Annotated in this window: 16 protein-coding genes; 15 read left to right on the top strand and 1 reads right to left on the bottom strand. The window is 35.0% G+C overall.

Annotated features, from left to right (window positions below):
• Positions 1 to 65 precede the first annotated feature (65 nt).
• Complete coding sequence (locus tag B8977_RS03610) at positions 66 to 1,229, bottom strand: GlmU family protein (RefSeq protein ID WP_084016261.1); 1,164 nt, start codon at positions 1,227 to 1,229, stop codon at positions 66 to 68.
• 99 nt (positions 1,230 to 1,328) lie between these two features.
• On the opposite strand from B8977_RS03610, the gene aroB reads away from it, so the two are divergent.
• From aroB to B8977_RS03535, 15 genes are all read left to right on the top strand, one after another.
• On the top strand, positions 1,329 to 2,387 hold the full coding sequence (aroB, locus tag B8977_RS03605; protein ID WP_084016259.1) for a 3-dehydroquinate synthase: 1,059 nt from the start codon (positions 1,329 to 1,331) through the stop codon (positions 2,385 to 2,387).
• A 65-nt stretch (positions 2,388 to 2,452) separates the two neighbouring features.
• Positions 2,453 to 2,875, top strand: coding sequence for a peptide-methionine (R)-S-oxide reductase MsrB (msrB, locus tag B8977_RS03600; RefSeq protein ID WP_084016586.1), 423 nt, complete (start codon positions 2,453 to 2,455; stop codon positions 2,873 to 2,875).
• A gap of 89 nt (positions 2,876 to 2,964) precedes the next feature.
• Complete coding sequence (locus B8977_RS03595) at positions 2,965 to 3,504, top strand: DUF4199 domain-containing protein (RefSeq protein WP_084016257.1); 540 nt, start codon at positions 2,965 to 2,967, stop codon at positions 3,502 to 3,504.
• Positions 3,504 to 4,487 (top strand): glycosyltransferase family 2 protein, encoded by a 984-nt coding sequence (locus B8977_RS03590; protein WP_084016255.1) that lies wholly within the window; start codon positions 3,504 to 3,506, stop codon positions 4,485 to 4,487. The genes B8977_RS03595 and B8977_RS03590 overlap by 1 nt, the downstream gene beginning before the upstream one ends.
• 12 nt (positions 4,488 to 4,499) lie before the next feature.
• Positions 4,500 to 5,591, top strand: a complete 1,092-nt coding sequence (locus B8977_RS03585; protein WP_084016253.1) for a DUF695 domain-containing protein — start codon at positions 4,500 to 4,502, stop codon at positions 5,589 to 5,591.
• Between the two features lie 9 nt (positions 5,592 to 5,600).
• Entirely contained in the window at positions 5,601 to 6,305 is a 705-nt protein-coding gene (locus tag B8977_RS03580; protein ID WP_084016251.1) for a GIN domain-containing protein, read from the top strand.
• A gap of 6 nt (positions 6,306 to 6,311) precedes the next feature.
• Complete coding sequence (locus B8977_RS03575) at positions 6,312 to 8,015, top strand: phospho-sugar mutase (protein WP_084016249.1); 1,704 nt, start codon at positions 6,312 to 6,314, stop codon at positions 8,013 to 8,015.
• 80 nt (positions 8,016 to 8,095) lie between these two features.
• The gene (locus tag B8977_RS03570; protein WP_084016247.1) at positions 8,096 to 8,839 is read left to right on the top strand and encodes a lysophospholipid acyltransferase family protein; all 744 of its coding nucleotides are present in this window, start codon (positions 8,096 to 8,098) and stop codon (positions 8,837 to 8,839) included.
• Between the two features lie 7 nt (positions 8,840 to 8,846).
• The gene (locus B8977_RS03565; RefSeq protein WP_084016245.1) at positions 8,847 to 9,830 is read left to right on the top strand and encodes an acyl-ACP desaturase; all 984 of its coding nucleotides are present in this window, start codon (positions 8,847 to 8,849) and stop codon (positions 9,828 to 9,830) included.
• 9 nt (positions 9,831 to 9,839) lie between these two features.
• Complete coding sequence (locus B8977_RS03560; RefSeq protein ID WP_084016243.1) at positions 9,840 to 10,418, top strand: thioredoxin family protein; 579 nt, start codon at positions 9,840 to 9,842, stop codon at positions 10,416 to 10,418.
• Between the two features lie 12 nt (positions 10,419 to 10,430).
• Complete coding sequence (locus B8977_RS03555) at positions 10,431 to 11,141, top strand: phytanoyl-CoA dioxygenase family protein (protein WP_084016241.1); 711 nt, start codon at positions 10,431 to 10,433, stop codon at positions 11,139 to 11,141.
• A 6-nt stretch (positions 11,142 to 11,147) separates the two neighbouring features.
• A complete protein-coding gene (locus B8977_RS03550) occupies positions 11,148 to 11,672 on the top strand; it encodes a DUF4269 domain-containing protein (RefSeq protein WP_084016239.1) in 525 nt (174 codons plus the stop codon).
• Between the two features lie 53 nt (positions 11,673 to 11,725).
• Positions 11,726 to 12,301 (top strand): TlpA family protein disulfide reductase, encoded by a 576-nt coding sequence (locus B8977_RS03545; protein WP_084016237.1) that lies wholly within the window; start codon positions 11,726 to 11,728, stop codon positions 12,299 to 12,301.
• A 54-nt stretch (positions 12,302 to 12,355) separates the two neighbouring features.
• On the top strand, positions 12,356 to 12,829 hold the full coding sequence (locus tag B8977_RS03540) for a hypothetical protein (protein WP_084016235.1): 474 nt from the start codon (positions 12,356 to 12,358) through the stop codon (positions 12,827 to 12,829).
• A 19-nt stretch (positions 12,830 to 12,848) separates the two neighbouring features.
• Entirely contained in the window at positions 12,849 to 15,122 is a 2,274-nt protein-coding gene (locus B8977_RS03535; protein WP_084016233.1) for a reprolysin-like metallopeptidase, read from the top strand.
• The last annotated feature ends 77 nt before the right edge of the window (positions 15,123 to 15,199 follow it).

Genomic DNA, 15,199 nt, shown 5'->3' with positions numbered 1-15,199 from the left:
GTTATGATTATCAACACTTTTCTCACAAATAAGTTAATTATTTTTTAATTTGTCTTTCGTAATCATTAATATTCAGTTAATTGAAAAATATATTCAATAATTCTTTTATCTTTTTCTGTTAATATTTTTTTTCGTCTTTCCATCATTTTTTCTGCTGCTTCGTAAGATTTTTCCAAATCAAATTTAGCTGAATTTTTTCCTCCGCCCCAACTAAATGATGGTATAAATTTAGGCGGGAAGCCTGCATCGAATACATTGGCGGAAATACCAACGACCGTACCGGTATTAAATTGTGTATTGATGGCAGATTTTGCATAATCACCCATCATCAATCCGCAAAATTGGAGTCTTGTATCGATGTAATCTTTTGATTCATAATCCCAAACTTTAATTTCGGAATAATTATTTTTCAGATTAGAATTATTTGTATCTGCACCTAAATTGCACCATTCGCCCAAGATAGAATTTCCTAAAAAACCGTCATGTCCTTTGTTGGAATAGCCCATCAGAATCGAATTATTGACTTCGCCTCCGACTTTGCAATAAGGTCCGATGGTTGTTCCCGGGTAAATTTTCGCCCCTAGGTTTAATTTTGCATTTTCACACAAAGCCAAACTTCCACGCACCAGAGAACCCTCCATGATTTCAGCATTTTTGCCAACATAAATTGGCCCCTCCTTTGCATTTAGAACTGCAAATTCTACGACTGCTCCTTCTTCCAAAAATATATTTTCAGGATTGATAACACCATTTGTAGATGAAACCGGCTGAGATTTTCTTCCTTTTGTAATTAATTCAAAATCAAACTGAATCGCTTTATCATTATATGTAAATAAATCCCATAAATGATTGATATATGTAACTTCTTCTTTTAAATCTATTTTCTGATTTGATTGATTTCTTGCTTCAAACTCTTCTAATGAAAAATTTCCCGCAATCATTTGATTTTCAAACCAAATACTCTCACTTTTCTTTAAATCTCGAATTGAACTTAAAAGATTTTCATTTGGAAAAAATGATGGATTGATAAATAAATTTTCATCTGAAACATTTAATTCAAATTTTTCTGAAAGATAATCTTGTGTGAAATAACTATAATTTCCTTCTATTAGCTTCTCCCATCGTTCTTTGAAGGTCAAAATACCCATTCTCAATTCAGAAACAGGTTTATTTAGTGTAAGCGGTCGAAGGTTTTCCCATTCTTTGTCATCAAATAAGACGATGTTCATCAAATATGTAGTTTCCAACAAATTTATAAAAATATGTTAATAAACTTTATTCTAATGAATATTTAACGCGCAAACAAAATGAAAATTTAATTTTGTAACATGAAACAAGCACCTATTTTATTCGATAATATCTTTCTTGAACTAAATTCATTTTTGACTGAAAAAAATTACTCCAAAATTTTCATTTTTGTGGACTCCAACACACATGAACATTGCCTTCCTTTGTTTTTGGGTGAATTGGAGGCAGTTGCAGAAATCGAAGTGATTGAAATTCCACCGGGAGAAGAAAACAAAGTCATCGAAATCGTTGCGAATGTTTGGGAATCGCTTACAGAATTGGGTGCATCCCGCAACAGTCTGCTTATCAATTTGGGCGGCGGAGTTATTACGGATATGGGCGGATTCATCGCTTCCACATTCAAACGTGGAATTGATTTTATAAATGTACCTACAACGCTTTTATCACAGGTTGATGCTTCTGTCGGAGGAAAAACAGGAATTGATTTTGCCGGATTGAAAAATCAAATCGGAACTTTTTCTCAACCGAAAATGACGCTGGTTTTTTCAGAATTTTTATTGACTTTACCACCAAGAGAATTGACTTCGGGTTTGGCAGAAATGATGAAACATGGTTTGATTTATCAGAAATCACATTGGGATAGCATTCATCAAATTGAAGGTTTTACAGGAGAAATTCTTCATAGACTGACTCAGGAATCGGTCAAAATAAAAATGGAAATCGTTGAAAAAGATCCGTTTGAATCCGGATTAAGAAAAATCCTGAATTTCGGACATACCATCGGACATGCAGTTGAAAGTTATTATCTTGAAACTGAATTTCCTTATTTGCATGGAGAAGCAGTTGCTATTGGAATGTTGGTAGAATCGATTTTAAGTTTTGAAAATGAAATGATTTCACTTTCAGAATTGGATGAAATTTTCACAAATATTACTCAATTATTTGCAAAAGAGACAATTAAGGAAGAAATAATTCCTGATTTAATTGATCTGATGAAACATGATAAGAAAAATCAAAATAATCAGATAAGTTTTAGTTTACTGAATGGAATCGGAAATTGTAAACATGACATTTTATTGAATGAAAATCAAATTTCGGAAGGAATTTTGCTATACAATAAGAAGTTAGCCTCATTATGAAACATTCAGTCCTAATATTATTCATCCTATTTTCTTGTTCCAAACCTACTATTAAAGAAACTAAAATGGAAAATTCAAAACAAAATACATTCAAAATAGAAAAAACCGACGAACAATGGAAACAAGATCTTTCGCCCGACCAATACGCAGTTTTGCGTGAAGCAGGAACTGAAAGACCTTTTTCCGGCGAATATAATATGCACTTCGAAGAAGGAACTTATAAATGCGGTGGCTGCGGCGAACCGCTTTTCACTTCCGAATCCAAATTTGACGGACACTGTGGCTGGCCGAGTTTTGACAAAGAAATCGAAGAAGGAAAAATCGTCGAAAAATTAGATAAATCTCACGGAATGTTGCGTAGAGAAATTCTATGCGCTAACTGTGGAAGTCACTTAGGTCACGTTTTTGACGACGGACCTACAGAAACAGGGCTTCGTTATTGTGTAAATTCGCTTTCGCTTGATTTTGAAGGGGATTCTATAAAATGATGTTATTCTCATAAGATGCTGATATTTATCGCGTTGAATACTTTCAACTTTTGACTTCTTACTTTTGAGTTTTAATGTAAATTTGTCAAATGAATTATACCCGTTTGACTTTAAAGCTGGGAGGCATTTTGTTTTTTGTAACGATTGCTCTTTTTCTGATCTTATATTTTGTATTTTCTACTCAAGGAAGTATTTCTGAAGCAGATTATTTCAATTATTCCTCTTTGATCAATTGTTTCGTAATGCCTGCGTTATATGCCGGAATTGGATTTTATTCAGCTTTTAGTGCCGCAAAACAACAGGCTTTGAAATTTGGGCAAGGATTCAGAAAAGCATTCATTCCGCAATTCATTGGAGGACTATTAAGTCTTGCTTTTATTTTCATATTTTTCAATACAGTAGGCAGCTGGGCTGAAGATAGTTTGCAACGAGGCTGGTACAGTTTGATTGAAACAAATCCCAATCAGGAATTCATGGAAAAAAATGGTGAATTTGTAGCCGGCATGAAAGATTTGAACTACAATATGTTCACTTTCCGCACGTTTACAATTGCATTCATGACCGTTCTCTTTTTTTACGTGATGATATCGACTATCTTCGCAGTATTTCTTAAAAACAGGAAAATGTGATGCATCTATCCATCGTTATACCTTTGCTCAACGAACAGGATTCTCTGGAAGAATTATTCCAAAGAATAAAAAACGTATGCAACCAAAACGGATTTGAGTTTGAAGTAATTTTCATAGATGACGGCAGTACAGACGACTCCTGGAAAGTGATTCAATATTTAAGCGAAATGCACCCTGAGGTTAAAGCCATTCGTTTCCGTAAAAATTATGGAAAATCACAAGCATTAATGGCCGCATTTAATCAAACTTTAGGCGAAGTTATAATTACAATGGATGCTGATTTACAGGATTTCCCGGAAGAAATTCCAGAACTTTACCATAGTTTAAAATCTAATAATGCGGACATCGTTTCGGGTTGGAAACAAAATCGCCAAGACCCAAGATTGACAAAAAATCTTCCTTCGAAATTATTCAATTCAATTGCAAGAAAAACTTCCGGATTAAATCTGCATGATTTCAATTGTGGATTGAAAGCTTACCGCCGCGAAGTTGCTCACGAACTAGAATTGCATGGTGATATGCATCGATACATTCCTGTTTTGGCAAAGAATAAAGGTTTTGGAAACATCATCGAAAAACAAGTTCGTCATCAGGCAAGAAAATATGGAAAATCTAAATTTGGTTCAAGACGGTTTGTAAATGGATTTCTGGATTTAATTACACTTTCATTCATCTCAAGATTTGGCAATAAACCGATGCATCTTTTTGGTGCGGTCGGGACTTTGATGTTCATCATCGGTTTTTTGGCAGCGGCATATCTGGGAGTTGATAAATTGTACAAAGTTTACATTGTCGAACAAAAAGCAAGGTTGATTACTGACAATCCTTATTTTTATATTTCATTGACTGCCATGATTTTAGGCACTCAATTATTCCTTGCTGGATTTTTAGGTGAAATTTTGGTTCGTTCCAAAAGAAATTCAAAAGAATTTGAAATAAGGGAAACCCTTAATCTCAATTCAAAAAAATATTCCAACACTTAAATTTACTTTTAAATGAATTCATCTAATTCTATTATCAATCAATACAATACAAAATTTCAGGAATTCTGGTATTGGTTTGCTGAAAATAGTAATTCTTTTCATCAAGCAATAAAAACGAGAGAATTACTCGAAGAAAATTTCTTTGATAAACTAACGCCACAATTAAATGAATTGTGCGAGGGTATTTATTTTCTGACTGGAATGATGAATGAGATCACTGCAGAACTGATTTTTACACCTGATGGAGTGATTAAAAATATTGCGTTTGTAGAAGAATTGGTTAATGCTGCACCTGAAATTCCAAACTGGAAATTTACTGCTTTGAAACCTGAAACCGACATAGAAAATGTGGGTATTCAAATGGATGAATTTACATTCAGTTCAGAAACGGTTTCATTTTATCCAAATGAACATGCTGAATATCCGGATGAAATCGACATCACCATCGTTCACAAAAACTTCAATGAAGAAAACAAAGAAGTCATCATCAATGGTGTTTACATATTCATTGATAATTATTTAGGAGAATTAAACAGCGTTACAACCATCGATAATATGACAGTTATCGGAGAAAGTGATGCCACACAAGAAACCATTTCCATCGACAAATTAAAAGATTATCTAATCTGGAGAGAGAAAGAATTTCTGGAAAAATATGAAGGAACCCGTCACAATACCCAAGAAGATGCTTACAATAGTTTACAAGCTGAATTAGAGAATGGGATGCCTTACATTGCAATCGTAAATTCGACTGTTTTGCAATGGGAAAATAAAGCTTCTCATCCTTGGATTTTGAGTGTTGAAATCGATTATGAAGGCGACGAAAGCGGTTTACCGGATGAATTTACTTACGATTTGATGAATGACTTTGAAGATGAAATCTTACAAGAACTTACTGATTCTGAAGGTTATTTAAACATTGGGCGGGAAACGGCTGAAAACCTGAGAGAAATTCATTTTGCCTGCAAAGAATTCAGAAAACCATCTCAAATACTTTACAATTTAATTTCTAAATTTGAAGGAAAACTAAACATCGATTTCCATATTTATAAAGACAAATATTGGCAATCCTTTCAACGATTTGATGTAAATGAATCCAACTAAAATACAGATATGAAAAAATTATTTTTAACATTATCAGCAGCCATTTTGCTCGTGTCCTGCGGTTCAGGATTGGAAGGCGAAGGTGCAGCCACCGCAAAAAAAGAATTTGCAGTTGAACAATTTACTTCAATTGAAGCCAATTGCAACTGCGACATCACAATCATTCCTTCAGCTACATCGAAAGTTGTAGTGGAATCTCACCAAAATTTAATTGACAATTTAGAGCTGAGTTCCAAACGCGGAAATTTAGTTATCAATGAAAAATCAAACGTAGGTGAATATTCATTGTACAACGTAAATATTTATTCACTAGCAGCTCTGAATGAAATCGAACTGAATAATCAGGCACGAATGAAAATTTCAGGAACGCTGAAAGCTGAGAAATTTAAGATTGAAGCCAATGATCAATCGATGATTGAACAAGCTTATGTCGATTTCAAAGAATTTGAATTAGATATTTCAAATCAAACAAATGTAAACATTACAGGTACAGCTATTAATCTAGAAGTAAGTACTTCTGACCAATCCATCGGAAATCTTTCAGAATTACAAACTGTAGAAATCGATTTTTCGGCAAAAAATCAATCCAGTCTTTCGCTTTGGGTAATGAAAGACTTGTCGGGAGAAGCTTCTGATAATGCACAAGTCACCTATAAAGGCGACCCAAACAAAGACACAAAAGAAACCGGACAAGCCACTATTAACAAAAAATAAACCCTTATGAACAATGCTATTGAAAGAGCTCAAATTTGGTTAGGCTCTGAATATGATGAAAATACAAGAAAAGAAGTTCAAAATTTAATCGACACCAATCCAACCGGACTAGAAGATGCTTTTTACCGCAATTTAGAATTCGGAACCGGCGGCATGCGCGGCATCATGGGCATCGGAACCAATCGAATCAACAAATATACCTTAGGCGCTGCCACACAAGGTTTGGCCAATTATTTAAAGAATGAATTTCCAAATAAGGAAAAATCTGTAGCCATCGCTTACGATGTTCGCCACAATTCTGAATTGTTTGCAAGAATTGTTTCAGATATTTTGACCGGAAATGACATCAAAGTTCATTTGTTTGAAAGTTTTCGTCCTACGCCGGAGCTTTCATTTGCCGTTCGTCATTTGGGCTGTGATGCGGGAATTGTTTTGACCGCTTCGCACAATCCGCCTGAATACAACGGTTACAAAGTTTACTGGAACGACGGTGGACAAATCGTTCCTCCTCAAGACACCGGAATTATTTCTGAAGTGATGAATGTAAAACCGACAGAAATTCAATTCAATGGAAACGATGAATTATTAAACATAATAGGAAAAGAAATCGATGATGAATTCATCGATGCCTGTGTGAAAAACGCAAGTTTTACCGATAAAGGTAAATCTGCTTTGAGCATCGTTTTCACTTCTATTCATGGAACTTCGATTGCAACGATGCCTGAAGCGTTGAAACGTGCCGGATTTACAAACGTGCATATCGTGGAAGAACAAGCCACACCAAGTGGTGATTTCCCAACGGTAAAATCTCCAAATCCGGAAGAACCAGAAGCTTTGAAAATGGCTTTGGAATTAGCAGAAAAAGTAAATGCAGACATCGTTATCGGAACCGATCCTGATGCCGATCGTTTAGGAATTGCGGTTCGTGATTTTGATGGAAAAATGGTTTTATTAAATGGTAATCAAACGAACACCGTTTTGACCAATTATTTATTGAATAAATGGAGCGAAGACGGACTCGAAGGAACTGAATTCATCGGTTCGACCATCGTTACTTCTGACATATTTTTCGATTTGGCTAAATTGTACAATGTCGAATGCAAAGTAGGTTTGACAGGTTTCAAATGGATTGCAGATATGATCCGCAAAGCTGAGGGAAAACAAAAATTCATCGGTGGTGGTGAAGAAAGTTTTGGTTTCATGGTCGGTGATTTTGTTCGCGATAAAGACTCAATCTCCTCCACCCTGCTCGCTTGCGAAATCGCAGCTTTTGCCAAAGCTAATGACAGCAGTTTTTATGAAGAATTGATTAACATTTATACAAAAACAGATTGTTACCAGGAAGGTTTGGTTTCGGTTGTAAAAACCGGAAAAGACGGTGCAGAGCAAATTGCACAGATGATGGTAGATTTCAGAAATGATCCCCCAAAAACATTTGACAATTCCAAAGTGATTCGTTTAGATGACTACCAAACTTCGGTTTCTAAAGATTTAATTTCAGGAAGTGAAACGCCGATTGAAATTCCAAAATCCAACGTATTGATTTTCTATACAAAAGACGGAAGTAAAATCGCTGCAAGACCCTCAGGTACAGAACCTAAAATTAAATTCTATTTTTCAGTGAAATCTAATTTGGATGAAATTCAGGATTACGAAAATGTGAAAAATGAATTGCTTGAAAAAATAGAAAGACTTAAAAACGAATTCTAATAACATAAAATTCCGTTGTTATTCCGAGGTACGAGGAATCTAAGATTCTTCCTTAATCAGAATGAAAACAAAATGAAAAAATGAAAATATTTTCCATTCCAGTCACGATTATTTATTATTTCTTTTTTGGATTGACTTTACTACTCATGCATGTTTGGCAATGGTTAGCCTATAATTTGGGCGGGTATAAATCCCATCATTTTTCAGTGAAAGTGATGAATTTACTACTCATTTACTGCACTAAAATTTTAGGAACTACACATCGATTCTCTGGAAAAGAAAAGTTACCCAAAGGTGTTCCAATCATTTTTGTGAGCAACCACCAAAGTATGTTAGACATTTCTCCGATTGAATGGTACTTAAGCGAATTCCATCCGAAATTCATCAGTAAAATCGAATTGGGAAAAGGAATTCCAAGTGTTTCATATAATTTGCAAAGAGGTGGTTCTGCGTTGATTGATCGAAAAGATTCGCGTCAATCTCTTCCTGAAATCAAAAAATTGGCAGAATTGGTTCAGAAAAATAATTATTCAGTAGTTATCTTTCCCGAAGGAACCAGAAGCCGTGACGGGCAATTGAAACATTTTCACGAAAATGGCTTAAAAATGTTATTAAAATTTGCGCCATCTGCTCTGATTGTTCCTATAACCATCAATAATTCGTGGAAAATTGTTAAAAACGGCAATTTTCCCCTATCTTTGGGTGTTCGCTTTTCTTTACAAGTACATGAACCTTTCACTCCGAAAGAAATGAGTTTTGAAGAATTAATGGAGAAAACAAGAGAAGCAATTCAATCAACGCTTGAAACAAGCAAATCAAATTAACTAAAAAATGAGCGCCAAACATAATGTACGTTTAGAAGTAATGAATTTCCTCGACCCGGAAGTAGATTCCTTTTTGGAGAAATTCCTTATCAGTCCAGAGAAAATTTGGCAGCCTACAGATTTCCTTCCCGATTCACATTCCGATAAATTTTTAGAAGAAGTGACCGAATTGCGTGAATTAGCGAAAGAATTACCTTACGATTTCTGGATTACTTTAATTGGCGATACCATCACCGAAGAAGCACTTCCGACTTATGAATCTTGGGTAATGGAGATCGAAGGTGTGAAAAATGAAGAAAGAAACGGTTGGTCGAAATGGTTCCGCGCTTGGTCTGCAGAGGAAAATCGTCACGGTGATGTCTTGAACAAATACCTTTATTTATCTGGAAGAATCAACATGCGAGAAGTTGAAATCACAACGCAATACTTGATTTCGGATGGGTTTGACATCGGTACCAGCAGTGACCCTTACAAGAATTTCGTTTATACTAGTTTTCAGGAATTGGCAACTTATATTTCGCACAACCGCGTTTCGATTTTGGCAAAAGACTACGGAGTTCCAAAGTTGGCGCGTATGTGTAAAATCATTGCGGGAGACGAAATGCGCCACCATTTGGCTTATTGCGAATTCGTAAAAAGAATCTTTGAAGTCGATCCGAGCGAAATGATGCTTGCCTATCATTATATGCTCAAACTAAAAATCGTGATGCCGGCGCATTTCATGCGTGAATCTGGCGAACCTGTTGGCAAAGCATTTGAATTGCTTTCTGATTCCGCACAGCGTCTCGGAATATATACAGCACTCGATTATGTGGACATCATCCGCAAGCTCAATAAAATCTGGAACATCGACAAATTCGAAAGCCTTACAGCCGAAGCTGATAAAGCGCGAGATTACATCATGGGACTTCCTGACAGACTTGAAAGATTGGCTGAACGCATCGTCGTTCCCAAAGAAACACCACAAATCAAATGGATTTACCCTTTATAATTTAATTTTATGAATCTTCTACCCTATCTGGAAAATGGGTTTTCATATCCCGATTATTTAAAAAAAATCGAAGAACAATTACACGATATTGAAAATTCAGGCGATGAAAAAGGTTACGCAAAATACTATTCCATCAATTTAAAAAGAATTGAAAGGCTCGACAAAACTTTTGATTTGACTGATGAGCAAAAAGAAAGGTTGAACAAGTTCAATTCTGATTTCAAATTATTGGTCATAAGCGAAGGCTGGTGCGGCGATGCTGCACAGGTAATGCCCGTTGTTAATGTGATGATGAATGAAATCGGTGTCGAACAAAAGATCGTTTTACGCGACGAAAATCCTGAATTGATGAATGAATTCCTGACCGATGGCGCGAAATCCATTCCGATTTTAATTGGAGTGAACAACGAAGGGAATGAAATTTTTCGTTTCGGACCTCGACCACAGCATGGAATGGAATTGCTCAAAAAACATAAAGAAAATCCGCAGGAATATACAGACGAACAATTTCACCAAGACCTGCAAGTTTGGTACAACCGGGACAAAGGCGTTGGTATTTTTGAAGAATTTCTTTCTAAGATGAATTAAATTTCTTTTTCGATGAATCAGAAAGAATTCTTTTCAGAAAATGGATTTGCATTAATCGATAATATTTATTCTGAAGAAGAAATCAATTCAATTTTGCATGAAATTGAAAATGCAGATTCGCAAAATGATACATTCAGAAAATCATCTGATTTATTCGCCATCAGGCAGATTCTAAAAGAAATTCCTGAAATCAGTCCTATTATTTTCAATGAAAACTTGAAAAATTTAATCCGGGAATTTATCGGAAATGATTTTTTCATTGTCAAAAGCATTTATTTTGACAAACCCGAGACTTCCAACTGGTACGTTGCTTATCACCAGGATTTGACGATTTCTGTGGATAAAAAAGTGGAGCTTGAAAATTTTAATTTCTGGACAAAAAAACAAAACCAGTTTGCGGTTCAGCCTCCGATCGAAATTCTGAAAAATATCGTTACGATTAGAATTCATTTAGATGAAACAAATGAAGAAAACGGCGCGCTGAAAGTCATCCCAAAATCTCATTCCAAGAAAATTTACCGCACCAAAACTACTGACTGGTCCGCAGAAAAAGAAGTTAGTTGCAATGTTTTAAGAGGTGGAATTATGTTCATGAAACCACTTCTGCTACACTCTTCCAGCCGTACCACCAATAACCAGAAACGCCGCGTCATCCACATCGAACTTTCTAATTTTGATTTACCAAATGAAATAAATTGGTCAGAGAAACAGATTATTAATTAGAATTTCTTGGATAAATTTAAAAACATAGAATACCTCCAACAAGGAAATCCAAAACAACAACTCGTTTTTGCTTTATTGAACGAATTCAAAATAATTGAAATTCTAAAAAATTATAATCCTTTGGTTATTGGCACAATTCCGATTGAAATTGATTTGCCGGAAAGCGATGTCGATATAATTTTAGAAACAGATAATTTCAATGAATTGGAAAAATTTCTCACAATCGAATTTCATCATTTTCAAAATTTCACAATCCAACAAAGAATTGACGAAGACAAAACCATTCTAGTCTGTAATTTTATAATTGATAAAGTTCCATTTGAAATTTATGCAGAAAACAAACCCACATATCTCCAAAATGGATTTCTTCACATGATAAAAGAATATGAAATTTTGAGAAAATTCGGAAACGATTTCAAAAACCAAATAATTCAGCTCAAAAAAGAAGGCTTCAAAACTGAGCCTGCTTTTGCAAAACTTTTAAATCTTCACGGTAATCCTTACATCGAATTGCTTCATTGCAAAGTCTAATTGAATTATATTTGTCAGTCAAGAATTCTCAATAATTTAAATTAAATCTAGAAATGAAAATAGACAAAGGCATTATTACCAGCGCAGCTGCACTTATTTTATTAGGCTTATTCTTTTTCACTCCCGTTGGCGATTGGGTAAAAGGTATAATCAATGAAAAAACTTTAGCGGGTCCCAATACTGAAAAACCTTTGCGTGAGTTTTCTTTGAATGATAAAAATCTTACCATTTCCCTCAAAGGCTACAACGGAACACCCGACGGAAATCTTGCAGATTTCCGTGGTCAGGTTGTTTTCCTGAACTTCTGGGGAAGTTGGTGCCCGCCTTGTGTTGCAGAGATGCCAAGCATCCAGAAACTCCATGAAACTTACGGGGATAAAATAAAAATTGTATTGATTACGATGAATGACAAACCGGAAAAATTTATTCCATTTCTGGAAAAACACAATTACAGCATGCCGGTTTATGAAGCCAGCAGCTTGATTCCGAAAGTTTTGATTCCAAAATCATTTCCAACAACTTATATAATCGATAAAAGAGGGGAAGTAGTTTTAAAAGAAATAAAATCAGCCAACTGGGACAGCAAAGAAGTTCATAATTTAATTGAGAAATTAATAAATCAACAATAATTTTAACTAATTCATTTTGTTAACATTCAGATAAAATAATTAGATTTACCAATTATGAAATTTAATAAAAACATATTTTTATTTGCGGGGATTACGTTTTTGTCTTTGAATTTGTCTTGTTCTAATTCTAAAAATATGAATGCAGCACAGTCACAAAACTTTATCGAATTCACGGAAGAAAGAAAATTAAATCATAGTCTCAACTTAAAAGAAACAACCATCATCAATTCTGCTCAGGAACTTACTGAATTGTACAGTAAGTTGCGTGATAAATCTATCCCCAGGTCTGCTCCTATTCCAGCATTTGATGAAAATACAGAATCAATTATAATTTTAAAACCAACTTTAAAAAACCTGACTTATGCAGATATCGAAATCGAAAGTATAGAAAAAGTAAAATCCAAACTTAGGATTAATTACAGAGAGATTGAAAACTGGGAGTTTACAGAAAATAAGTGGAACAATCCTATCGTAATTCTCAGGATCTCAGAAAAACCGAGCGAAATACAACTAAATAGAATCAATTAATTTTTAACACTCAAAAAACATGAAACAAAAATTTTTACTGTTATCATCTTGTTTTCTGATGTTTACCGGAATTACATTTGCCCAGCAAAATAGTTGGACAAAGTTTCACGGAAAAAACATTGAAAATCCAAGAGAAAGAACTAACACTCCCACTGAATATCAACTTGTAAAGTTGAATACGGAGCAAATCAGCCAACAATTATCAAGTGCTCCTGCAAAAAGTCAAAATACAGCTGCCGGAATCAATGTCAAATTTCCAAATGCAGAAGGAACTTTTGATACATATAAAGTGGTTGAGTCATCTACGATGCACCCTGATTTGCAGGCAAAATATCCTGAAATCAAATCCTATACAGGCTATAAAATTGACGACCCTTCTACCAAAATTAAATTTAGTGTATCTCCTTATTTTGGTTTGAATGCTGTTATCAGAAGTACCTCTGGCCTTAAATATATCGACTCTTATTCCAAAGATAATCAAGTGTACATGGTATATAACAGAGCAAATGCAGACCATCAGCATACATTTGAATGTAAACATGATGGTTCAGACATTTATAATACTGATGTTCCTATTGACATAGACTTAGGTGAAAATACAGTAATTGATGGTCAGATGCGTAAATATCGTCTTGCACTAGCCACAACTATTGAATATACAGCTTATATAGCACAACAAGCAGGTGTGGGAAGCGGAACAGATGCTGAAAAAAAAGCAGCAGTAATGGAAGCATTAAACTTGGCTGTTACACGATTAAATGAAGTTTATGAGAATGAAGTTTCTGTTCAATTAGAAATAGTTCCAAATAATGATTTATTGATTTTCATAACTACAGACTCATACAATCCTTTAGATGCAGAATCTATGTTACCGGTAAATCAAACGGTTGTTGATGGGGCAATTGGTTCAGCAAATTACGATATTGGGCACGTGTTTTTCCGAGCAACTGCAGGAAATGATAATGGTATAGCCATGAGACCTTCTGTATGTAATAATAATTTCAAAGCACAAGGTGTAACCGGAGCAGGAAATCCTGTAGGAGATACTTTTGTAATTGATTTTGTTGCACATGAAATGGGACATCAATTTGGAGCAAACCACACACAAAATAATGCTTGCAACAGAAATGGAGGAACTGCAATTGAACCAGGTAGTGCAAGCACTATTATGGGTTATGCCGGAATCTGTCATCCGAATGTTCAAGGTAATAGTGATGCCTATTTTCATGCAGTTAGTGTAAGAGAAATGTACAATTATATAACAGCAGGAGGAAACTGTGGTGCAAATACAGCAACTGGAAACAATGAGCCTACCGTAAATGCAGGTGCAGACCGAACTATTCCAAAAGAAACTCCTTTTGTTTTGACGGGGATAGCAACTGATCCTGATGGAGATTTATTAACTTACAACTGGGAACAAATTGACCCTCAAACCGCTACTATGCCTCCAAGACCAACCAATACAGGTGGTCCAATGTTCCGTTCATTATGGGCAACAGAATCTGCTGAAAGATATTTCCCAAGATTATCTACTCTTATTGCAGGCTACAACCCAGATGTTATAACTCCAGGAAACTTCAGAGCTTGGGAAAAATTACCTGCAGTTGCCAGAAATATGAACTTCTCATTATTGGTGAGAGATAATAATCCTGCAGGTGGGCAAACCGGAAGAGATGATATCAGATTAACTGTAACTGCTGATGCAGGGCCTTTTATTGTAACTTCACAAAATTCTTCTGGACAAGTTTGGAATTTAGGAGAATCTCAAACAATTACTTGGGATGTAGCTAATACAAACGTAGCCCCTGTAAATACTGCAAACGTGACTATCCTTGTATCTACTGATGGAGGTCTGACTTTCCCACATACATTGGTGGAAAGCACTCCAAATAACGGTTCATATACGTTCAATGTACCAAATGGGCTTGGAACAAGTACAACTGCCAGATTGATGATTAAAGCGATTGACAACGTTTTCTTAAACGTAAACTCAACCCACTTTGCAATTAACTCTAACATGAGTGTTGATGACGTAAACAAAGCAGACGCATTGACAATCTATCCAAATCCTTCAACAGGTGTTTTCACAATTGAATTAGACAGTAAATCAAATAACATTTCTTACTCTGTTTATAGTTTAGAAGGAAAATTAATTTCACAAAATAATGTAAATCATAACGGAGGTAAATTCTCTCAAAAATTAAATCTATCTCATTTACCATCAGGAACTTATTTAATACAAGTAAATAATGGTGCTGAGAAAATATCTAAAAAATTGATTATCAAAAAATAACTTTTTTTTTAGAATTAATTCTAAATATTAAACCGCTCAATCTAGATTGAGCGGTTTTTTCATTTACTGTTCCATGA

It is taken from the genome of Moheibacter sediminis (genome assembly GCF_900176425.1).
GTDB lineage: Bacteria > Bacteroidota > Bacteroidia > Flavobacteriales > Weeksellaceae > Moheibacter > Moheibacter sediminis.
The sequence above is the reverse complement of the archived record's forward strand: the minus strand, read 5'-3'. Positions and strand labels throughout refer to the sequence as shown.

Excerpts from the sequence above, each read along its gene's own strand:
- B8977_RS03610 (WP_084016261.1), bottom strand. The coding sequence starts at position 1,229 with ATGAACATCGTCTTATTTGATGACAAAGAATGGGAAAACCTTCGACCG.
- aroB (WP_084016259.1), top strand. The coding sequence starts at position 1,329 with ATGAAACAAGCACCTATTTTATTCGATAATATCTTTCTTGAACTAAAT.
- msrB (WP_084016586.1), top strand. The coding sequence starts at position 2,453 with ATGGAAAATTCAAAACAAAATACATTCAAAATAGAAAAAACCGACGAA.
- B8977_RS03595 (WP_084016257.1), top strand. The coding sequence starts at position 2,965 with ATGAATTATACCCGTTTGACTTTAAAGCTGGGAGGCATTTTGTTTTTT.
- B8977_RS03590 (WP_084016255.1), top strand. The coding sequence starts at position 3,504 with ATGCATCTATCCATCGTTATACCTTTGCTCAACGAACAGGATTCTCTG.
- B8977_RS03585 (WP_084016253.1), top strand. The coding sequence starts at position 4,500 with ATGAATTCATCTAATTCTATTATCAATCAATACAATACAAAATTTCAG.
- B8977_RS03580 (WP_084016251.1), top strand. The coding sequence starts at position 5,601 with ATGAAAAAATTATTTTTAACATTATCAGCAGCCATTTTGCTCGTGTCC.
- B8977_RS03575 (WP_084016249.1), top strand. The coding sequence starts at position 6,312 with ATGAACAATGCTATTGAAAGAGCTCAAATTTGGTTAGGCTCTGAATAT.
- B8977_RS03570 (WP_084016247.1), top strand. The coding sequence starts at position 8,096 with ATGAAAATATTTTCCATTCCAGTCACGATTATTTATTATTTCTTTTTT.
- B8977_RS03565 (WP_084016245.1), top strand. The coding sequence starts at position 8,847 with ATGAGCGCCAAACATAATGTACGTTTAGAAGTAATGAATTTCCTCGAC.
- B8977_RS03560 (WP_084016243.1), top strand. The coding sequence starts at position 9,840 with ATGAATCTTCTACCCTATCTGGAAAATGGGTTTTCATATCCCGATTAT.
- B8977_RS03555 (WP_084016241.1), top strand. The coding sequence starts at position 10,431 with ATGAATCAGAAAGAATTCTTTTCAGAAAATGGATTTGCATTAATCGAT.
- B8977_RS03545 (WP_084016237.1), top strand. The coding sequence starts at position 11,726 with ATGAAAATAGACAAAGGCATTATTACCAGCGCAGCTGCACTTATTTTA.
- B8977_RS03540 (WP_084016235.1), top strand. The coding sequence starts at position 12,356 with ATGAAATTTAATAAAAACATATTTTTATTTGCGGGGATTACGTTTTTG.
- B8977_RS03535 (WP_084016233.1), top strand. The coding sequence starts at position 12,849 with ATGAAACAAAAATTTTTACTGTTATCATCTTGTTTTCTGATGTTTACC.